The following is a 19041-nucleotide window of genomic DNA, read 5'->3' as shown; positions in this document are numbered from 1 at the left end:
CGGGCAGTCCCGATCGTCACCGCTTTCGGGCTCGACGCTCCCGGTACGCCGCCACGTGCTGGCGGTTGCCGCAATTGCCGGTGTCGCAGAACTTCCCCGACCGATTGCGGGAGAGGTCGACCAGAACCGCGTCGCAGTCGGACGCCGCGCAGATCTTCAGCCGGCGCAGTTCGCCGATGCGGATGAGGTCGGCCAGGGCCATCGCCATTTCGGCCCCCATGCGCTGCCACAGCGGGTCGTCGACCGACGCCAGGTGCAGATGCCACTCCGGCATCTCCGGATGCCGCGTCAGCCACGGCGAGGCGTTGGTGTCGCTGAGCAACGCGTTGACCTGATCCACCGTGCTTTCCTCGTCGTCGGCGACCGCCCAGATCTGGCCGAGCCGCTCCCGCAGGCCGTGGACGGACGCGAGTTCGGCGTCGTCGTAGTCGCGTCGGCCCGTCCAGCCGAAGCTGTCGAGGTACTCGTTCAGCGCCGCCATGTCGGAAAGCCGCTCACCGTCGACGCGGTCGCTGTTGATCAGCACACACGCGGCCCGAAGGGTGAGCTCGGTGTCATGACTGAAAAGCATTTGACTCATGACGCCTCTCATCGCTAGTGTCAGGACCGTAGTTCATTTTACTCATTACATTACCCCGGAGGTGCGGTCATGGCTGTGACGAGTCCTGGCACGCGGCCGGCCGCCGACCACTTCCGGCTCGGTATGGCCCTGGCGTTGGGGTCGGCGGTTGCGTTCGGCTCATCGGGACCGTTCGCGAAGGCGCTGATGGAGTCGGGCTGGACCCCTACTGCCGCGGTCGTCGCCCGGCTGGCGGGTGGAGCGCTTGTGATGGCGCTGTTCGCGACCGTCGTCAGGCGCGGATGGGTGCGCGAGGCGCTGCGCCACCCCGCCACGGTGCTGGCGTACGGGGTGGTGCCGATCGCCGGCGCCCAGCTGTTCTACTACAACGCCGTCGCGCACCTCTCGGTCGGCGTCGCGCTGCTGCTGGAATACACCGCGCCCATCCTCGTCGTGGGGTGGGTCTGGGCCACCACCCGGCGCCGCCCGACCACGTTGACACTGGCAGGCGTCGCGCTGGCGATCGCCGGGATCACCCTGGTGCTCGACGTGTTCTCGGGCGCCCACATCGACCTCGTCGGCGTGGGCTGGGGCCTGGCGGCGGCGCTGTGCGCCGCCGGATACTTCCTGATGTCGGCCAACGTCGGTGTCACCGCCGACGATGATGACGGGATCAGCCCCGTCACCCTGGCCGCCGCCGGTCTGGTCGTCGGCTCGGCCGCCGTCACCCTCCTCGGCCTGGCCGGGGTGATGCCGCTGACGTTCGCCACCAACGACACCGTCGTCGCCGGGCACACCACGTCGTGGGTGGTGCCGGTCATCGCCCTGGGCATCGTCGCCACCGCGATCGCCTACACGCTGGGCATCATGGGCATCGCCTGGCTGCGGCCGCGTTTTGCGTCGCTCGTCGGCCTGTCCGAAGTCATGTTCGCGGTGCTGGCGGCGTGGATCCTGCTCGGCGAGGCGATCACCCCCACCCAGGCGGTCGGCGGCGCCATCGTCCTGGCCGGGCTGGCGTTGGCCCGGGCCGGTGACCGCACGGAAGCGGTTGCCGAGGCGAGCTGGCCGGACGGCCCACTCGAGGAGTCACCCGCACAGGCGAACTGTTAGCCCCCGGACCCCTCGGTATGTGAGGATGTGCGCGTGACTTTGCTGCGCGTGACGGCCCGACTGGCGGCCGCGGCCGTCCTCGGCGCACTCGCGGGCGGCGCGGCCCCGCTCGCGGCCGCCCAACCAGGTCCCCTGCCCGGCCCCGTCGACCCCGGATACCCGGGATACGGCGCGACCTCGTCGTCGTGCAGCGATATCGAGGTGATCTTCGCGCGCGGCACCGACGACACCCCGGGCCTCGGCACACCGGGCACCGCCTTCGTCAACGCGCTGCGAGGCCTGAAGAGCGGGAGCACGATCAGCACCTACGCGGTCAACTACCCCGCGTCCTATGACTTCCTGGCCGCCGCCGACGGCGCGACCGACGCCACCAACCGCGTCGCGATGCTCTCGCAGCAGTGCCCGAGCACCCGCATCGTGCTCGGCGGCTACTCGCAGGGCGCAGCGGTCGTCGACATGCTGGCGGGGGTGCCTCCGCTGGGCAACAAGATCGGCTCGATCGGGTCGGCTCCGCCGTTGCCCGGGAGCCTGGTGCCCAACGTCGCCGCCGTCGCGGTGTTCGGCAACCCGGCGACCAAGTTCAGCAACCCGATCACCAAGTCGGTGTTCGCGGGCCGGGCAATCGACCTGTGCAAGGACGGCGACCCGATCTGCTCCCGCGGCCGTAACCCGTTCGCACACAACGACTACGTCACCGCCGGCCTGGTTCAGGAGGCCGCGAACTTCGTCGCCGGTCTCGTCTGAGTCCGCGCGGCGATAACATCTCGTCCCGTGATTTTCGCGCGCCTCCGTCGGTTCGCCGCCGCAGCCGTCATCGTGGCGATCGGACTGATCCCCTCGCTTCTGCAGCCCCCGACCGCTTCGGCGCAGGGCTGCTCCGACGTCACGGTGGTGTTCGCCCGCGGGACCGGTGAACCACCGGGCATCGGCCGCGTCGGCCAGGCGCTGGTGGACGCCCTCCGCCCTCAGCTCGGGGGCCGGACCCTGTCGGCATACGGGGTGGCCTACCCGGCCACGTACGACTTCGCGCTGGCCGCCGACGGTGCCGCCGACGCGGCGGCGTTCATCACGACCACCGCACAGTCGTGCCCGGACTCGCGCATCGTGCTGGGCGGGTTCTCGCAGGGCGCCGCGGTCGTCGACATGCTCGCCGGAGTGCCGCCGCTGGGTAACCGGCTCGGCGCCCTGGGGCCGGTCCTGCCGCCGAACGTCACACCCAACGTCGCCGCGGTGGCGGTGTTCGGCAACCCCGCCACGAAGTTCGGCAACCCGATCACATCGGCTCCGCTGTTCGGGGGGCGCGCGATCGACCTGTGCACCGACGGCGACCCGATCTGCTCCCGCGGCCGCAATCCGTTCGCTCACAGCGACTACGTCGGAGCCGGAATGGCGAACCAGGCTGCAGATTTCGTGGCGCGACTGGTCTGAAATCACAGCACCCGCGCCGGATTACCTTCGTGCGCGTTGATTAGGTCCTATAGGATCGGCGAGGTGCTAAACGATCTTGTTCGCTGCTGGGGACGCCGCGGGATGCAGCTCACCGGAGCGCTCGCACTCGCCATTGCGGGTCTGATCGCACCTGTGCCGCAAGCCAGCCCGGGGCTCGTGCCCGTCGCCGCCGCACAGTCGTGCCCGCCGGTCGAGCTGATCTTCGCCCGCGGCCGCACCGAAGCACCCGGTGCGGGCGTGATCGGAAACGCGCTCATCAGCGCGCTGCGCAGCAAGACCGGCAAGAACATCAGCCTCTACTCCGTGCAGTACCCGGCCGACACCGAGGTCGACATCGGCGCCAACGACATGAGCTCACGGATCCAGGACATGGCGGCCCGGTGCCCCGACACCCGGCTGGTCCTCGGTGGGTACTCCCTGGGCGCCGCCGTGACCGACGTCGTGCTGGCCGCACCGATCGCCGCATTCGGGTTCAAGAAGCCGCTGCCCCCGGGCATGGACACCCACATCGCCGCGGTCGCGCTGTTCGGTAACGGCGCGGCGTGGGCGGGCCCGATCACGAACTTCAGCCCGCTCTACCGTGAGCGCACCATCGAGCTGTGCCACGGTGCCGACCCGATCTGCAACCCCGCCGAGCCGAAGACCTGGGAGGGCAACTGGCCCGACCACGCAGCAAGGGCGTACGTGAACGCAGGCATGGTCAATCAGGCGGCCGACTTCATCGCGGGGCGTGTCTAGTCGACGACCCGAAGGTCACGAGTCACCTTGGTCCTGGCCTCGAGCTGATCGTCGGGCGGATAGTCCACACCGACGAGCGTCAATCCCTGAGGCGGCGCCGCCGCGAATTCGCTGGACCGTCGCTCGGCCGTCAACAGTCCTGCGCACCAAGCGGGTTCGCGGCGGTGTTCACCGACCGCCAGCAGCGCCCCGACCAGCGAGCGGACCATCGACCAGCAGAACGCATCGGCGGTGACGTGCGCGGTGACCCGGGTGCCCTCGCTCGACCAGTCCAGCCGCTGCAGGTCACGGATGGTGGTGGCACCCTCGCGGTGCCGGCAGAAGGCGGCGAAATCGTGCAGACCCAATAGTTTCCGGGACGCCTCGGTCATCGCCTCCACGTCGAGCGGACGCGGCCAAGCGGTCACATAGCGCGCCTCGTGCGGTTCGACACCGTACGGCGCCGTCGACAACCGATACACGTAGTGCCTGCGCAGCGCGGAGAATCGGGCGTCGAAACCGGAGGCGGCACGCGCGATCTGGACCACGCGGACATCGGCGGGCAGGAACCTCCCGAGCCGACGCACCAGCGGTAGGAACTCGCTGTCGCCGGGCCGCGGCGTGCGCGGATACGCGTGCGCCAGAGCGTCTTCCGGCACGTCGACATGGGCGACCTGGCCGGTCGCGTGCACCCCCCTATCGGTGCGCCCCGCCGCGCGGGTCACCACCGCAGCGCGGAACACCGTCGACAGTGCGTCGTCGATGACGCCGGCGACCGTGCGCTGTCCGGCCTGGACCGCCCAGCCCGCGAATTCGGTTCCGTCGTAGGCGATGTCGAGCCGAAGACGAACGAGCCCGCCACCGGAATCGATGGCGGGCCCGCTCATGACGTCCTCAGGACTTGTCGTCATCCTTGTCGGCTTCGGCCTCGGCGTCAGCCTCGGCGGGAGCCTCCGCCTCGGCTTCCGAGGACTCGGCCTTGGCCTCCTCGACCGACTCGTCTTCCGTGGGACCCTCGGCGGCCTCCGGCTCGACCGCGGCTTGCGGCGCGGCTGCCGCCGCGACCGGCTGCTCGGTCTTCGAGCCAGCGGCGCCGGGCTGGATGTCGCCGCCGGAGCGGCTCCGGCGGGCCCTATCGGCCTCCGAGGTCACCGTCTTCTCCCGCACCAGCTCGATGACCGCCATGGGAGCGTTGTCGCCCTTGCGGTTCTCGACCTTGATGATGCGGGTGTAGCCGCCCTCACGGTCGGCGAAGAACGGGCCGATCTCGGCGAACAGCGTGTGCACGATGTCCTTGTCGCGGATCTTCTTCATCACCTCGCGCCGGTTGTGCAGCGTGCCCTTCTTGGCGTGGGTGATGAGCTTCTCCGCGTAAGGACGCAACGCCCGCGCTTTGGGCTCGGTCGTCTTGATGCGGCCGTGCTCGAAAAGCGACGTGGCCAGGTTGGCCAAAAGCGCCTTCTGGTGCGAGGACGACCCGCCGAGGCGAGGGCCCTTGGTGGGCTTGGGCATTGCGACTATCTCCTAAATGGGGCCGGCCCCCGTATCAGGTAGGGCCGGGACGGTTTGTGCTTAGAGCTGTTCGGTTTCGGCGTAGTCCTGGTTGTCGTCCAGGTCGTAGCCGGCATCGCTGTTCCAGGTGCCGGTGGCGACGTCGTAACCGGCGACCTCGGACGGGTCGAACGAGGCGGGGCTGTCCTTGAGCGATAGGCCCAGCTGGTGCAGCTTGATCTTTACCTCGTCGATGGACTTCTGGCCGAAGTTGCGGATGTCCAGCAGATCGGACTCCGTGCGAGCGACCAGTTCGCCAACGGTGTGCACACCCTCGCGCTTGAGGCAGTTGTACGACCGCACCGTGAGGTCCAGATCGTCGATCGGCAGCGCGAAGCTGGCGATGTGGTCGGCCTCGGCCGGCGACGGGCCGATCTCGATACCCTCGGCCTCGACGTTGAGTTCCCGTGCCAGACCGAACAATTCGACCAGCGTCTTGCCCGCCGATGCGAGCGCGTCACGCGGGGTGATCGAGTTCTTGGTCTCGACGTCGAGGATCAGCTTGTCGAAGTCGGTGCGCTGCTCGACGCGGGTGGCCTCCACCTTGTAGGTGACCTTGAGCACCGGCGAGTAGATCGAATCGACCGGGATCCGGCCGATCTCGGCACCGGAGGCCTTGTTCTGCACGGCGGGGACGTAACCGCGGCCGCGCTCGACGACCAGCTCGACCTCGAGCTTGCCCTTGTCGTTGAGGGTGGCGATGTGCATCTCAGGGTTGTGCACCGTCACGCCGGCCGGCGGAACGATGTCACCCGCGGTGACCTCACCCGGGCCCTGCTTGCGCAGGTACATGGTGACCGGCTCGTCCTCTTCCGACGAGACGACCAGGCCCTTGAGGTTCAGGATGATGTCGGTGACGTCTTCCTTGACACCGGGCACCGTGGTGAACTCGTGCAGCACCCCGTCGATGCGGATGCTGGTGACCGCCGCGCCCGGGATGGACGACAGCAGCGTGCGCCGAAGCGAATTGCCAAGGGTGTAACCGAAACCGGGCTCCAGGGGTTCGATGACGAACTGAGAGCGGTTCTCGGCCTTGACTTCTTCGGACAGTGTGGGTCGCTGAGAAATCAGCATGTGTTTCTTTCCTCCTCTACGGCACCCGCTATTTGATGCCGCAAATCCCTACCGCCATCCAAGCGGCGGGAAGACTACTTCGAGTAGAGCTCGACGATCAGCTGCTCGGACAGCGGGACGTCGATCTGCGCGCGCTCCGGCAGCTGGTGCACCAGGATGCGCTGACGCTCTCCGACGACCTGCAGCCACGACGGGATCGGCCGCTCGCCCGCGGTCTCCCGGGCGATCACGAACGGATCGGTGTTGAGCGACTTCTCCTTCACGTCGATGATGTCGTACTGCGACACCCGGTAGCTCGGGATGTCGACCTTGACACCGTTGACCAGGAAGTGCCCGTGGCTGACCAGCTGGCGCGCCATCCGGCGGGTGCGTGCCAAGCCGGCGCGGTAGATGACGTTGTCCAGCCGGCTCTCCAGGATGCGCAGCAGGTTGTCACCGGTCTTGCCCGGCAGACGGTTGGCCTCTTCGTAGTAGCGACGGAACTGCTTCTCCATAACCCCGTACGAAAAGCGGGCCTTCTGCTTCTCCTGCAGCTGCAGGCGGTATTCGCTCTCCTTGATCCGCGCACGGCCGTGCTGGCCGGGCGGGTAGGGGCGCTTCTCGAACGATTGATCTCCGCCGACCAGGTCGACGCCGAGGCGGCGTGACTTGCGGGTCGCGGGTCCGGTGTAACGAGCCATGTCTGTTTCTCCCTCGTCCTACTAGACCCGGCGCCGCTTCGGCGGACGGCATCCGTTGTGCGGCTGCGGCGTGACATCGGCGATCGCGCCGACCTCGAGGCCGGCGGCCTGCAGCGACCGGATCGCGGTCTCGCGGCCCGAGCCCGGGCCCTTGACGAATACGTCGACCTTCTTGACGCCGTGCTCCTGCGCCTTGCGGGCGGCGTTCTCGGCCGCCAGCTGCGCGGCGAACGGCGTCGACTTACGCGAGCCCTTGAAGCCCACGTGGCCCGACGATGCCCACGCGATCACGTTGCCCGACGGGTCGGTGATCGTCACGATCGTGTTGTTGAACGTGCTCTTGATGTGTGCGGCGCCGTGCGGGACGTTCTTCTTTTCCCGGCGACGGGTCTTCTGACCGCGTTTTGCGGAGGCCGTCTGCCCGGTCTTCTTGGTTGGTGGCATCTCTCTTACCTGGCCTTCTTCTTACCCGCGATGGTGCGCTTCGGACCCTTGCGGGTGCGCGCGTTGGTCTTGGTCCGCTGGCCACGCACCGGCAGGCCACGGCGGTGCCGCAAGCCCTGGTAGCAGCCGATCTCGATCTTGCGGCGGATATCGGCCTGCACCTCGCGGCGCAGATCGCCCTCCACCTTGAGGTTCGCTTCGATGTAGTCGCGCAGCTGGGTCACCTGATCATCGGTGAGGTCCTTCGTGCGCAGGTCCCGGCTGATGCCGGTGGCGTCCAGGATCTCCTGGGAGCGGGTACGGCCGACGCCGTAGATGTAGGTCAGGGCGATTTCCATGCGCTTATCGCGCGGAAGATCAACGCCCACGAGACGTGCCATCAGGCAGTGTTCCTTCTTCTATGCGGAGGTCTTGTCCCAGTCCGTTCCCGCTGTCTCGGGGTCCGGCCTCCGTGCCGGGCGTGATCGAGCGGCCTATCCGCTCAGTGGTACTGGGATTTCGTCATTCAGTTGTTCGGCAGCTAGCGCGTACTAACCCTGGCGCTGCTTGTGGCGCGGATCAGAGCAGATCACCATGACCCGCCCATGCCGGCGGATCACCCTGCACTTATCGCAAATGGGCTTGACGCTCGGGTTCACCTTCACGGCGTTCGATCCTGTTCTTCTGAAGTGTCTTTACTTGTACCGGTAAACGATGCGGCCCCGGGACAGGTCGTAGGGAGACAGCTCCACCACGACGCGGTCCTCGGGCAGGATGCGGATGTAGTGCTGCCGCATCTTGCCGCTGATGTGGGCAAGGACCTTGTGTCCGTTCTCCAACTCAATGCGGAACATCGCATTGGGCAGGGGTTCGACCACGCGACCCTCGACCTCTATGGCACCGTCTTTCTTGGCCATTGTGTTTCGGAGATCCTCCGTGTCCTGATCGTTGGCGCCTGCTGGGACAGCAAACGCTCCGACCACAGAACGTGAGCCAGTAGCCAGAAATTCCTGAACAGGGGCACGCAAAGAGTCGGCGCGGTCGCCGCACCGTTGGTAAAGAATACCCGCTGACCACCGGATGACCAAAATGCGCCGGCACCGGCCCACCCACCGTCGCCGACCATCGGGATCGCGGCCGGTGAGCCGGGAAATCTCGCCCCGATATCGGCTGGACGATAGGCGCATACTTATACGCGATGACCGGCCCCTCGCTCCAGCCCCGTAAACCCGTCATATTGAGTGTGGACGACGACCCGGCGGTGTCGCGTGCCGTCGCACGCGACCTGCGCCGCCACTACGGCGAGGGATTTCGCATCGTGCGCGCCGAGAACGGCCCCGACGCGCTCGAAACGCTCAACGAACTCAAGCTGCGCGGTGAGACCGTCGCCGTCTTCGTGGCCGACTACCGCATGCCGCAGATGAGCGGGATCGAATTCCTCGAAGAGGCGATGGACATCTTCCCGATGGCCCGCCGGGTGCTGTTGACCGCATACGCCGACACGCACGCCGCGATCGACGCCATCAACGTCGTCGATCTCGACCACTACCTTCTCAAACCCTGGGACCCGCCGGAGGAGAAGCTCTACCCGGTCATCGACGCGCTGATCGAGGCCTGGCGCGAGACCGGCGACCGCGCGATCCCGCACACCAAGATCATCGGGCACCCGTGGAACGCGCGCTCGTCGGAAGTCCGCGAGTTCCTCGCCCGCAACCGGCTCTACTACACGTGGTTCCGCGCCGACGAGCCCAAGGGCAGGCAGCTGCTCGACGCCGCCGGGCTCGACGGGCTGACGCTGCCGGTGGTGATCACCGAGCAGGGCGAGACGCTGGTCGCGCCCGACGACGCCGAACTCGGCGCGACGCTCGGCCTGTCCATTACGCCCGCGGAGGACTTCTACGATCTGGTCGTCATCGGCGGCGGCCCCGCGGGCCTGGCCGCGGCGGTCTACGGCGCCTCCGAGGGCCTCAAGACGGTGCTGATCGAGCGCACGGCCACGGGTGGGCAGGCCGGGCAGAGCTCGCGGATCGAGAACTACCTGGGCTTTCCCGACGGCGTCTCGGGCTCTCAACTCGCCGAGCGGGCCCGCAGACAAGCCGAGAAGTTCGAGGCCGAGCTCATCACGGCGGCCGAGGTCACCGCGCTCGAGATCGACGGCAACGCCCGCACCGTCCATCTGCCCGACGGCCGATCGATCGGGACGCGGGCGGTGATCCTGGCGATGGGTGTGGAGTATCGCCAGTTGCCTGCCGAGGGCTGCGCGGATCTCACCGGCGCGGGCGTCTACTACGGGGCCACCTCGTCGGTGGCCGCCGATTGCGAGGACGAGGAGGTCTTCGTCATCGGCGGCGCCAACTCCGCGGGACAGGCCGCGATGTTCCTGTCGCGAACCGCGAAGAAGGTGAGCATCGTCTGCCGCCGCACCCTCGAGGACTCGATGTCCTACTACCTGATCCAGCAGATCAGGGCGACCGACAACATCCGCGAACTGCCGCACACCGCCGTGCACAAGGTCGAAGGCAACGGCCACCTGGAACGCATCTGCCTGGAGAATCTGCAGACCGGGGTACGCGAGGAACACACCTGTGGGCGCATGTTCATCTTCATCGGGGCCCAACCCCGCACCGACTGGGTGGAGCAGGCCGGCATCGCCCGCGATGACCACGGTTTCATCCTGGCCGGGCCGGATCTACGCGACGTCGCCGGCTGGACGCTGGACCGTCCGCCGCACCACCTGGAAACAAGCGTGCCCGGTGTGTTTGTTGCAGGAGATGTGCGTTCCGAATCCGCCAAGAGGGTGGCGGCCGCCGTCGGCGAAGGGTCGATGGCGGTGATGTTGGTGCACCGATATCTGGCGGAGGCGTGATGGGCGACAACGAACCCCGGTGCCTGCCGGACGAGCTGCGGACGCTGTTCCTGTTCGAGGCGCTCTCTGACCGCCAATTGCAGGTTCTGTGCGACAACGGGCATATTGCCACGTTCGAACCCGGTCCGGTGTGCAGCGAAGGCGACCCGGCGACCTGCTTCTACGTCCTGCTCGACGGTGAACTGGTGATGTCCAAACGCTCGGGCGGGGTGGACATCGAGACGGGCCGCACCTCGCAGCGCGGGGTGTACTGCGGCGCCTGGTCGGCCTACGTGCCCGGCGAGGAGCACCTCTACGAGGCGTCGGTCCGCGTGACGCGGCCGTCCCGGTTCTTCGTGCTCGACGCCGACGCGTTCGCGAAGTTCATGCAGTCGGAGTTCCCGATGGCCGTGCACCTGCTCGAGGGGCACCGCGTCGGCGGCCGTCGCCAGAGCCAGATCCTCGGTCAGCGCGAGAAGCTGCTGGCGCTGGGCACCATCACCGCGGGCCTGACCCATCAGCTCAACAATCCCGCCGCCGCCGCGGCCCGTGCTGTCGCCGACCTGCGCGAGGGCGTCGGCAAAATGCGGCACAAGCTCGCGATGTTGGCCGACGGCCAGTTCACCCCCGAAGCGCTGCGGGTGTTGGTGCGGATCCAGGAAGAGGTCGCCGAGCAGGTCGCCAAGTCCAAGGCGCAGGAGCTCACCGCGCTGGAGCTGTCCGACTCCGAAGAGCAGATCGGCGACTGGCTCGAGAGCCGCGGCATCGCCAGCGCGTGGGATTACGCACCGACCTTCGTGGAGGCCGGCCTCGACCTGGACTGGCTCGAACGCGTGCAGGCCTCGATCGACGACGTCGACTGCTCCGCCACGCTGCAGAGCGCGCTGGGCTGGTTGAAGTACACGATCGACGCCGAGCTGCGGATGAACGAGATCGCCGACGCCAGCAAGCGGATCTCGGCGCTGCTGGCCGGCGCCAAGCAGTACTCCCAGATGGACCGCAGCGAGTATCAGGCCGCCAACGTCCACGAGTTGATCCACAGCACGATCAAGACGATCTTCGGCGACAAGGTCGGCAAGGACAAGCCGGTGAAGCTGGTGTGGGAGAAGGACACCTCGCTGCCTCAATTGTTGTGCTACCCAGGCGATCTCAACGAGGTATGGACCAACGTCATCGACAACGCGATCCAGGCGATGAACTACGAGGGCACGCTGACGATCCGTACCTCGCGCGTGAACGACGAGATGATTCGGGTCGAGATCTGCGATGACGGTGAGGGCATCGCCGTTGAGAACATCGACCGCATCTTCACCCCGTTCTTCACCACCAAACCGTTCGGCCAGGGCACTGGGCTTGGGCTGGACCTCGCCCGACGCATCATCGTCGAGAAGCACCACGGCGACATCCGGGTCACGTCCGCCCCCGGCGACACCCGGTTCGTCATCGATCTGCCGTTGGTCGCCCCTGCCCCCGAGGCGCCGACGCCGACGGAACTTCCCGTCACGGCCGGTTAGTCGGAATACGCCGTCGGCACCGAGAAGTTGGAGCGAACATGACGAAACCCGATCTCGGTTCCTACGGCGCGTTCGGCCACTACTCCATGTGGCAGCGAGTGGCCCCTGAGCAGCTGCGTGCGATCGATGACCTCGGATACGGCGCGATCTGGGCGGGTGGCTCCCCCGCGGCCGAGTTGGACTGGGTGGAACCGATTCTCGAAGCGACCACCAACCTCAAGCTCGCCACCGGCATCGTCAACATCTGGACCGCCGAAGCCGGTCCGGTCAGCGAGTCGTTCCACCGCATCGAGAAGGCCTACCCCGGACGCTTCCTGCTGGGCATCGGCGTCGGCCACCCCGAGGCTCACACCGAGTACCGCAAGCCGTATGACGCGCTCACCGACTACCTCGACAAGCTCGACGAGTTCGGGGTGCCGAAGGACCGACGGGTGGTCGCCGCGCTCGGTCCGCGGGTGCTCAAGCTGTCCGCGGAACGCTCCGCCGGCGCGCATCCGTACCTGACGACGCCCGAACACACCGCCGAGGCACGCAAAATCATCGGAGCGGATGCGTTCCTCGCGCCGGAACACAAGGTGGTGCTGACGACCGACCCCGAGCAGGCCCGTGCGGTCGGTCGCAAGGCGCTCGACATCTACCTCAATCTGCGCAACTACCTCAACAACTGGAAGCGCCTCGGATTCACCGACGACGAGGTCGCCAAGCCGGGCGGTGACCGGCTTGTCGACGCCGTGGTGGCGTATGGCACCGTCGAGGCCATAGCCGGACGACTCGAGGAGCATCACGCGGCGGGCGCCGACCACGTGCCCGTGCAGGTGCTCACCGGACCGGACAAGCTGGTGGACGCGTTGGCGCAGTTGGCCGGTCCGCTCGGCTTGAAGTGACGTCACCACCGAAGGGATCCGCATGACTGAGCTCAAGCCCAACCTCGGCCGCTACGGTGTCTGGACGTTCGGGGCGCCCACGCCCGAGCAGGCCGTGGAGATCGAGAAACTCGGGTATGGCGCGGTGTGGATCGGCGGATCCCCTGCCGGCGACCTCGAATACGTCGAGCCCATCCTCGAGCGCACCGAGAACCTCTCGGTCGCCACCGGGATCGTCAACGTGTGGACGGCGCCGGCAGACGAGGTCGCCGAGGCGTATCACCGCGTCGAGGACGCCTATCCGGGCCGCTTTCTGCTGGGCATCGGTATTGGCCACCCCGAACACACCGAGGAGTACCGCAAGCCGTACGACGTGCTCGTCGAATACCTCGACGCGTTGGACGCGAAGAAGGTGCCCACCAGTCGCCGGGTGGTCGCGGCGCTCGGGCCCAAGGTGCTGAAGCTCTCGGCGCAGCGCAGCGCGGGGGCGCACCCTTACCTCACCACCCCGCAGCACACCGGGGAGTCGCGAAACCTGCTCGGGCCCACGGTGTTCATCGCACCCGAACACAAAGTCGTGCTCGCCCGCGACGCCGAGGCGTCGCGGGAGATCGGCAGGCAGACAATCGATTTCTACCTGAACCTGTCGAACTACCTGAACAACTGGAAGCGCTTGGGGTTCACCGATGACGACGTCGAGAAGCCCGGAAGCGACCGGTTGATCGACGCGCTCGTCGCGCACGGCACGCCCGATTCGATTGCCGCGCGGCTCAACGAGCATCTCGATGCCGGCGCCGATCATGTCGCGATCCAGGTGCTCGGCGGCTGGGACGTTTTGATCCCCACCCTTACCGAATTGGCGGGCCCGCTCGGTCTGAAGGGCTGACCGTCGCGGCGTTCCGCTGAGTCAGAACGGTCGCGCGTTGTATCGGTCGTCGTTGGCGAAGCGCTCGTGGAGGGTGCGCAGCACGGTGGCGCAGGCGGCACGATCGGCGGCGGCAATGCGGTCCAGCACCCGCCGCAGCTCACGACGGCGGTACGCCGTCACCTGCCGGACAACGTCGCGGCCCTTGTCCGTCAGTTCGAGGGTCACGACACTGCGGTTGGCGGGATCCCCGCCGCGCATCAGGTAGCCGCGGGCGTGCAACCGGTCGGCCAGGCGGGTCACCGAAGAGCCGACCACGCCGAGCGCAGCGGCACAGGCCGACGATGTCGACGGCCCAGACTGCGCCAGCACGAGCAGTAACCGAAACTGGGGCAGCGACACGTCCACTCGGTCCACGCTGCGCAGTGCGACCCCGACCAGGTCCGCCGTCGCGACCTCGAACGCCACGAGCTCGTCCACCGGCGTCTTGGTTACGTCCGCCTTCTGCCTGGGCACGCGCCAAGTATCGCATGACGCAAGCCCGCCGGCCATCTATTGCTTAGAGCAACACTTGCACTATGCAAGACGACGTAGCAGAGTGGCACTTGAGTCGATCCAATCTTCAGGGGTGGTGCATGGTGACCCTCTGGCAGAGCCGCCTGCGACTGTCGGGATTGCGGGTGACGAAACCGCGTCTGGCGGTGCTGGCCGAGGTGAGCGAGCAACCGCACGCCGACGTGGAGGCCATCACCGCGGGTGCGCGCAAGCGCATCGGATCGCTATCGACGCAGGCGGTCTACGACGTGTTGTATGCGTTGACGGACGCCGGCCTGTTGCGGCGTATCGACCCGGCCGGCTCGCCGGCCCGCTTCGAGCTCGAGACCGGAGACAACCACCACCATCTCGTCTGTCGGTCCTGCGGCGAGATCGTCGATGTCGAATGCGCGACCGGCGAGAAACCCTGCCTGCGACCTGACGAAGAGTCGGGCTACCTGATCAAGCAAGCCGAAGTGACGTTCTGGGGCATCTGCCCCGAATGCCAAGCCAGCCCTAAGAATTAACAGCCCACGCGATTGGAGATCGGCATGACCACATCACCCTCCGGCTCGACCACCGGATCCGGCGCCCCCGCCCTCAGCGACCGCAACTCGTTGACGGTCGGCGCAGGCGGCCCGATCGTCCTGCACGACGTGCACTTCCTGGAGCAGATGGCGCACTTCAACCGTGAACGCGTGCCCGAACGCAGCCCCCACGCGAAGGGCTCCGGCGCGTTCGGCGTCCTGAAGGTGACCGAAGATGTCAGCCAGTACACGAAGGCGGCGCTGTTTCAAAGGGGCGCCGAAACCGACTTGCTCGTGCGCTTTTCCACCGTCGCCGGCGAACAGGGCAGTCCGGATACCTGGCGCGACGTTCGCGGTTATGCGATGAAGTTCTACACCTCCGAGGGCAACTACGACATCGTCGGCAACAACACCCCGATCTTCTTCCTGCGCGACCCGATCAAGTTCCCCCACTTCATCAGAAGCCAGAAGCGGCTACCCGACTCCGGGCTGCGCTCGGCGCAAATGCAGTGGGATTTCTGGACTCTGAACCCGGAGTCGGCGCACCAGGTCACCTACCTGATGGGGCAACGGGGCTTACCGAGGACCTGGCGGCACATGAACGGCTACGGCTCGCATACGTACATGTGGGTCAACGGAGGCGGCGAGAGATTCTGGGTGAAGTACCACTTCCACACCCACCAGGGCATGGAATTTCTCACCAACGCCGAAGCCGCGACGATGGCCGGTGAGGACGCCGACTTCCATCGGCGCGACCTCTTCGAGGCCATCGCCCGCGGTGACCATCCGAGTTGGCGCCTCTCGGTGCAGGTGATGCCCTACGCCGAGGCCGCGGACTATCGGTTCAATCCTTTTGACCTGACCAAGGTCTGGCCGCACGCGGACTATCCGTTGATCCCGGTCGGCATCTACACGCTCAACCGCAACCCGGAGAACTTCTTCGCCCAGATCGAGCAGGCCGCATTCTCCCCCGGCAACACCGTGCCGGGCACCGGATTGTCCCCGGACAAGATGTTGCTGGGCCGCGCCTTCGCCTACAACGACGCGCAACGCAACCGCATCGGAACCAACTTCCACCAGCTGCCGGTCAACCAGCCCCGCGAGGGCGTCGAAATGAACACCTATCTGTTCGACGGGCAGATGACCTACCACCACTCCGGCGCCTCCGCGGTCTATGCACCCAACAGCACCGGTCGCCCCTGGGCCGATACCACCGGCCCGGCGGAGGACGGCTGGGAGGCGGACGGCGAGTTGCTGCGCGCGGCGTACGCCCTGCACTCCGAGGACGACGACTTCGGACAGGCCGGCACGCTGGTGCGGAACGTCTGGGACGACCCGCAGCGCAGCGCTGCGGTCGAGACGATCTCCGGGGCCCTGCTCGGCGGCGTCAGCGGCGACGTCCTGGATCGGGCGCTGCAGTACTGGCGCAACGTCGACGCCGATTTCGGCGCTCGCATCGAGAAGGCCGTCCGCGCAGGTGGACAGGCCGAACCGGTGGACGGCATGGGCGAGGCCTAGTCACGAAACCGCGCCGGCGTCGACTCTTGCGTCGCCTGCCAAGGCATTACTAGGATATCCAACTATCTAGTAGTGAGGGGCACGCTCATGACCACCCAGGTTCCGCATTTCATCGACGGCAAGCGCACGAACGGACAGTCGAGCCGCACCGCCGACATCTTCAACCCCAGCACCGGTGAAGTGCAGGCGCAGGTGTCGATGGCCTCGACGGCCGACGTCGATGCGGCGGTGGCCGGCGCGGCCAAGGCGCAAAAGGAATGGGCGGCGTGGAACCCCCAGCGCCGCGCGCGCGTGCTGATGAAGTTCATCGATCTGGTCAACCAGAACGCCGACGAGCTCGCTCGACTGCTGTCTCTCGAGCACGGAAAGACCCACGCCGACTCCCTCGGCGACATCCAGCGCGGCCTGGAGGTCATCGAGTTCAGCGTCGGCATCCCGCACCTGCTCAAGGGTGAGTACACCGAGGGCGCCGGCCCCGGCATCGACGTCTACTCGCTGCGTCAGCCGCTCGGTGTCGTCGCGGGCATCACGCCGTTCAACTTCCCGGCGATGATCCCGTTGTGGAAAGCCGGTCCCGCGTTGGCGTGCGGCAACGCTTTCATCCTCAAACCGTCCGAGCGGGACCCCTCGGTGCCGCTCCGCCTGGCCGAGCTGTTCCTCGAGGCGGGCCTGCCTTCCGGCGTCTTCCAGGTCGTGCAGGGTGACAAGGAAGCCGTCGACGCCATCCTCGAACACCCGGTGATTCAGGCCGTCGGCTTCGTCGGCAGCTCCGACATCGCCCAGTACATCTATGCGGGCGCGACGGCAAACGGGAAGCGCGCGCAGTGCTTCGGCGGCGCCAAGAACCACATGATCGTGATGCCCGATGCCGATCTCGACCAGGCCGTCGACGCGCTGATCGGCGCCGGCTACGGCAGTGCGGGTGAGCGCTGCATGGCGATCAGTGTCGCGGTACCTGTCGGCGACGAGACCGCAGATCGCTTGCGGGCCAGGCTCGTCGAGCGGATCAACAACCTGCGGGTGGGCCACAGCCTCGATCCCAAGGCCGATTACGGGCCGCTGGTGACCGAAGCGGCGCTTCAGCGGGTGCGCGGCTACATCGACGCCGGGGTCGAGGCGGGCGCCGAAATCGTGGTCGACGGCCGTGAGCGCACCAGTGACGAACTGCAATTCGGTGACGACAGCCTGGAGAACGGCTGGTTCATCGGCCCCACCCTGTTCGACCACGTCACCACCGACATGTCGGTCTACACCGATGAGATCTTCGGGCCGGTGTTGTGCATCGTGCGCGCCAAGGACTACGAAGAGGCGCTCGCACTGCCTTCGGAGCACGAGTACGGCAACGGCGTCGCGATCTTCACCCGCGACGGCGACGCGGCCCGCGACTTCGTCTCACGCGTCCAGGTCGGCATGGTCGGCGTCAACGTTCCGATCCCGGTGCCGGTGGCCTATCACACCTTTGGCGGTTGGAAACGGTCCGGTTTCGGGGACCTCAACCAGCACGGTCCGCATTCGATCCTGTTCTACACCAAGACCAAGACCGTCACGCAGCGGTGGCCGTCCGGCATCAAGGACGGCGCGGAGTTCGTCCTGCCGACGATGAAGTAGCGCACGAGACCACCGGCAACATGCACTATTTCGGGCTCGACGACGACGAGCGGGTGATCGCCGAGACGGCAGCCGCGTTCGCCGAGAAGCGGCTTGCGCCGTTCGCGTTGGAGTGGGACAAGACGCACCACTTCCCCACCGACGTGCTGCGTGAGGCTGCTGAGCTGGGAATGGCAGCGGTGTACTGCAACGAGGATGTCGGCGGCAGCGGGTTGCGCCGGCTGGACGGCGTGCGGATCTTCGAGCAACTCGCGACGGCGGATCCAACGGTGGCGGCGTTCTTGTCCATTCACAACATGTGCACGTGGATGGTCGACACCTACGGCACCCCCGAACAGCGCAAGAGCCTGGTGCCGAGACTGGCATCGATGGAGCTGATCGCCAGCTACTGCCTGACCGAACCCGGTGCGGGCTCGGATGCGAGCGCGTTGCGCACCAAGGCTGTTCGCGACGGCGACCATTATGTGCTCGACGGGGTCAAGCAGTTCATCTCCGGCGCCGGAGCCTCCGACCTGTACGTGGTGATGGCGCGCACCGGCGGCGACGGTGCGCAGCCGAAATCAAAGGGCATCTCGACGTTCATTGTCGAAAAGGGCACGCCGGGGCTGACTTTCGGAGCTGACGAGGAGAAGATGGGCTGGCACGCCCAGCCCACCGCCCAGGTGATCTTCGAGGGGGTGCGGGTGCCAGCCGAGGCCATGCTCGGCGGCGCCGACGGTGAGGGCACCGGCTTCGGCATCGCGATGAACGGGCTCAACGGCGGCCGGATCAACATCGCTGCGTGCTCGCTCGGCGGCGCCCAAGCCGCCTACGACAAGGCCATCGCCTACGTCCGCGACCGCGAGGCGTTCGGCGGCGCGCTGCTCGACGAGCCCACCATTCGGTTCACGCTCGCCGATATGGTCACCGCATTGGAGACGTCCCGAAACCTGTTGTGGCGGGCGGCCACCGCGTTGGACGAGGACCATCCGGACAAGGTCGAACTGTGCGCGATGGCGAAGCTTTACGTCACCGAGTCCTGCTTCACCGTCGCCGACCAGGCGCTGCAGTTGCACGGCGGCTACGGCTATCTCAACGAGTACGGCTTGGAGAAGATCGTCCGCGATTTGCGGGTGCACCGGATCCTGGAGGGGACCAACGAAATCATGCGCGTGGTCATCGGGCGGTCGCAGGCCGCCAAGGTGCGGGCGTCCACATAACGCTG

The 19041-nt window shown here is 67.1% G+C and carries 22 protein-coding genes; 12 read left to right on the top strand and 10 right to left on the bottom strand.

The genetic code is table 11. From position 1 onward, the window contains the following. Positions 1–16: 16 nt before the first annotated feature. Entirely contained in the window at positions 17–571 is a 555-nt protein-coding gene (locus A5650_RS25275) for a CGNR zinc finger domain-containing protein (RefSeq protein WP_067298498.1), read from the bottom strand. Between the two features lie 78 nt (positions 572–649). Between A5650_RS25275 and A5650_RS25270 the strand changes: the two genes are divergently transcribed. The 4 genes from A5650_RS25270 to A5650_RS25255 all read left to right on the top strand — a co-directional run bounded on the left by A5650_RS25270 (position 650) and on the right by A5650_RS25255 (position 3856). Continuing rightward, positions 650–1669 (top strand): EamA family transporter, encoded by a 1020-nt coding sequence (locus A5650_RS25270; protein WP_067298497.1) that lies wholly within the window; start codon positions 650–652, stop codon positions 1667–1669. A gap of 33 nt (positions 1670–1702) precedes the next feature. Next, positions 1703–2413 carry a cutinase family protein gene (locus A5650_RS25265; protein ID WP_067298538.1) on the top strand — a complete coding sequence of 237 codons (711 nt, stop codon included), beginning with the start codon at positions 1703–1705 and terminating at the stop codon, positions 2411–2413. Between the two features lie 30 nt (positions 2414–2443). Next, the gene (locus tag A5650_RS25260) at positions 2444–3097 is read left to right on the top strand and encodes a cutinase family protein (RefSeq protein ID WP_156744336.1); all 654 of its coding nucleotides are present in this window, start codon (positions 2444–2446) and stop codon (positions 3095–3097) included. A gap of 102 nt (positions 3098–3199) precedes the next feature. Next, entirely contained in the window at positions 3200–3856 is a 657-nt protein-coding gene (locus A5650_RS25255) for a cutinase family protein (RefSeq protein ID WP_082950939.1), read from the top strand. On the opposite strand, the gene truA is transcribed toward A5650_RS25255, so the two are convergent. The 8 genes from truA to infA all read right to left on the bottom strand — a co-directional run bounded on the left by truA (position 3853) and on the right by infA (position 8480). Continuing rightward, a complete protein-coding gene (gene truA, locus A5650_RS25250; protein WP_067298495.1) occupies positions 3853–4722 on the bottom strand; it encodes a tRNA pseudouridine(38-40) synthase TruA in 870 nt (289 codons plus the stop codon). The genes A5650_RS25255 and truA overlap by 4 nt on opposite strands. Before the next feature lie 7 nt (positions 4723–4729). After that, complete coding sequence (rplQ, locus tag A5650_RS25245) at positions 4730–5347, bottom strand: 50S ribosomal protein L17 (RefSeq protein WP_067298494.1); 618 nt, start codon at positions 5345–5347, stop codon at positions 4730–4732. A 60-nt stretch (positions 5348–5407) separates the two neighbouring features. Further along, positions 5408–6460 (bottom strand): DNA-directed RNA polymerase subunit alpha, encoded by a 1053-nt coding sequence (locus A5650_RS25240; RefSeq protein WP_067091154.1) that lies wholly within the window; start codon positions 6458–6460, stop codon positions 5408–5410. A gap of 74 nt (positions 6461–6534) precedes the next feature. Beyond that, entirely contained in the window at positions 6535–7140 is a 606-nt protein-coding gene (rpsD, locus tag A5650_RS25235; RefSeq protein WP_064413278.1) for a 30S ribosomal protein S4, read from the bottom strand. A gap of 21 nt (positions 7141–7161) precedes the next feature. Continuing rightward, positions 7162–7584 (bottom strand): 30S ribosomal protein S11, encoded by a 423-nt coding sequence (rpsK, locus tag A5650_RS25230; protein ID WP_067298493.1) that lies wholly within the window; start codon positions 7582–7584, stop codon positions 7162–7164. A gap of 5 nt (positions 7585–7589) precedes the next feature. Continuing rightward, positions 7590–7964 (bottom strand): 30S ribosomal protein S13, encoded by a 375-nt coding sequence (rpsM, locus tag A5650_RS25225; protein WP_064345640.1) that lies wholly within the window; start codon positions 7962–7964, stop codon positions 7590–7592. A 150-nt stretch (positions 7965–8114) separates the two neighbouring features. Next, the gene (gene rpmJ, locus A5650_RS26605) at positions 8115–8228 is read right to left on the bottom strand and encodes a 50S ribosomal protein L36 (protein WP_003879483.1); all 114 of its coding nucleotides are present in this window, start codon (positions 8226–8228) and stop codon (positions 8115–8117) included. Positions 8229–8258: 30 nt separating this feature from the next. Further along, positions 8259–8480, bottom strand: coding sequence for a translation initiation factor IF-1 (gene infA, locus A5650_RS25220; protein ID WP_003418601.1), 222 nt, complete (start codon positions 8478–8480; stop codon positions 8259–8261). A 281-nt stretch (positions 8481–8761) separates the two neighbouring features. Here infA and A5650_RS25215 point away from each other — a divergent pair, with 281 nt between their 5' ends. From A5650_RS25215 to A5650_RS25200, 4 genes are read left to right on the top strand one after another with little or no spacing between them, the layout of a single operon-like run. Continuing rightward, positions 8762–10429: an NAD(P)/FAD-dependent oxidoreductase gene (locus A5650_RS25215; protein WP_067298492.1), complete on the top strand. Its 1668-nt coding sequence runs from the start codon at positions 8762–8764 to the stop codon at positions 10427–10429. Next, on the top strand, positions 10429–11922 hold the full coding sequence (locus tag A5650_RS25210) for an ATP-binding protein (protein WP_067298491.1): 1494 nt from the start codon (positions 10429–10431) through the stop codon (positions 11920–11922). Before A5650_RS25215 ends, A5650_RS25210 begins: the two co-directional genes overlap by 1 nt. 38 nt (positions 11923–11960) lie before the next feature. Then, a complete protein-coding gene (locus A5650_RS25205) occupies positions 11961–12806 on the top strand; it encodes an LLM class F420-dependent oxidoreductase (RefSeq protein WP_067298490.1) in 846 nt (281 codons plus the stop codon). Between the two features lie 22 nt (positions 12807–12828). Next, the gene (locus tag A5650_RS25200) at positions 12829–13671 is read left to right on the top strand and encodes an LLM class F420-dependent oxidoreductase (protein ID WP_067298489.1); all 843 of its coding nucleotides are present in this window, start codon (positions 12829–12831) and stop codon (positions 13669–13671) included. 21 nt (positions 13672–13692) lie between these two features. On the opposite strand, the gene A5650_RS25195 is transcribed toward A5650_RS25200, so the two are convergent. Beyond that, a complete protein-coding gene (locus A5650_RS25195; protein ID WP_231992803.1) occupies positions 13693–14166 on the bottom strand; it encodes a MarR family winged helix-turn-helix transcriptional regulator in 474 nt (157 codons plus the stop codon). A 119-nt stretch (positions 14167–14285) separates the two neighbouring features. On the opposite strand from A5650_RS25195, the gene A5650_RS25190 reads away from it, so the two are divergent. The 4 genes from A5650_RS25190 (at position 14286) to A5650_RS25175 (ending at position 19036) form a co-directional block, all read left to right on the top strand. After that, positions 14286–14711 (top strand): Fur family transcriptional regulator, encoded by a 426-nt coding sequence (locus A5650_RS25190; RefSeq protein ID WP_067298487.1) that lies wholly within the window; start codon positions 14286–14288, stop codon positions 14709–14711. 24 nt (positions 14712–14735) lie between these two features. Beyond that, positions 14736–16229, top strand: coding sequence for a catalase (locus A5650_RS25185; RefSeq protein ID WP_067298486.1), 1494 nt, complete (start codon positions 14736–14738; stop codon positions 16227–16229). 87 nt (positions 16230–16316) lie between these two features. Beyond that, entirely contained in the window at positions 16317–17837 is a 1521-nt protein-coding gene (locus A5650_RS25180; protein WP_067298485.1) for a CoA-acylating methylmalonate-semialdehyde dehydrogenase, read from the top strand. 20 nt (positions 17838–17857) lie between these two features. Beyond that, positions 17858–19036 (top strand): acyl-CoA dehydrogenase family protein, encoded by a 1179-nt coding sequence (locus A5650_RS25175; protein WP_067298484.1) that lies wholly within the window; start codon positions 17858–17860, stop codon positions 19034–19036. Positions 19037–19041: the final 5 nt, after the last annotated feature.

It is taken from the genome of Mycobacterium sp. 1164985.4 (assembly GCF_001668575.1).
GTDB lineage: Bacteria > Actinomycetota > Actinomycetes > Mycobacteriales > Mycobacteriaceae > Mycobacterium.
The sequence above is the reverse complement of the archived record's forward strand: the minus strand, read 5'-3'. Positions and strand labels throughout refer to the sequence as shown.

Excerpts from the sequence above, each read along its gene's own strand:
- A5650_RS25200 (WP_067298489.1), top strand. The coding sequence starts at position 12,829 with ATGACTGAGCTCAAGCCCAACCTCGGCCGCTACGGTGTCTGGACGTTC.
- rpsM (WP_064345640.1), bottom strand. The coding sequence starts at position 7,964 with ATGGCACGTCTCGTGGGCGTTGATCTTCCGCGCGATAAGCGCATGGAA.
- A5650_RS25185 (WP_067298486.1), top strand. The coding sequence starts at position 14,736 with ATGACCACATCACCCTCCGGCTCGACCACCGGATCCGGCGCCCCCGCC.
- A5650_RS25175 (WP_067298484.1), top strand. The coding sequence starts at position 17,858 with ATGCACTATTTCGGGCTCGACGACGACGAGCGGGTGATCGCCGAGACG.
- rpsK (WP_067298493.1), bottom strand. The coding sequence starts at position 7,584 with ATGCCACCAACCAAGAAGACCGGGCAGACGGCCTCCGCAAAACGCGGT.
- A5650_RS25180 (WP_067298485.1), top strand. The coding sequence starts at position 16,317 with ATGACCACCCAGGTTCCGCATTTCATCGACGGCAAGCGCACGAACGGA.
- rplQ (WP_067298494.1), bottom strand. The coding sequence starts at position 5,347 with ATGCCCAAGCCCACCAAGGGCCCTCGCCTCGGCGGGTCGTCCTCGCAC.
- infA (WP_003418601.1), bottom strand. The coding sequence starts at position 8,480 with ATGGCCAAGAAAGACGGTGCCATAGAGGTCGAGGGTCGCGTGGTCGAA.
- A5650_RS25205 (WP_067298490.1), top strand. The coding sequence starts at position 11,961 with ATGACGAAACCCGATCTCGGTTCCTACGGCGCGTTCGGCCACTACTCC.
- A5650_RS25210 (WP_067298491.1), top strand. The coding sequence starts at position 10,429 with ATGGGCGACAACGAACCCCGGTGCCTGCCGGACGAGCTGCGGACGCTG.
- A5650_RS25275 (WP_067298498.1), bottom strand. The coding sequence starts at position 571 with ATGCTTTTCAGTCATGACACCGAGCTCACCCTTCGGGCCGCGTGTGTG.
- A5650_RS25255 (WP_082950939.1), top strand. The coding sequence starts at position 3,200 with ATGCAGCTCACCGGAGCGCTCGCACTCGCCATTGCGGGTCTGATCGCA.
- A5650_RS25270 (WP_067298497.1), top strand. The coding sequence starts at position 650 with ATGGCTGTGACGAGTCCTGGCACGCGGCCGGCCGCCGACCACTTCCGG.
- rpsD (WP_064413278.1), bottom strand. The coding sequence starts at position 7,140 with ATGGCTCGTTACACCGGACCCGCGACCCGCAAGTCACGCCGCCTCGGC.
- A5650_RS25240 (WP_067091154.1), bottom strand. The coding sequence starts at position 6,460 with ATGCTGATTTCTCAGCGACCCACACTGTCCGAAGAAGTCAAGGCCGAG.
- A5650_RS25215 (WP_067298492.1), top strand. The coding sequence starts at position 8,762 with ATGACCGGCCCCTCGCTCCAGCCCCGTAAACCCGTCATATTGAGTGTG.
- A5650_RS25190 (WP_067298487.1), top strand. The coding sequence starts at position 14,286 with ATGGTGACCCTCTGGCAGAGCCGCCTGCGACTGTCGGGATTGCGGGTG.
- truA (WP_067298495.1), bottom strand. The coding sequence starts at position 4,722 with ATGAGCGGGCCCGCCATCGATTCCGGTGGCGGGCTCGTTCGTCTTCGG.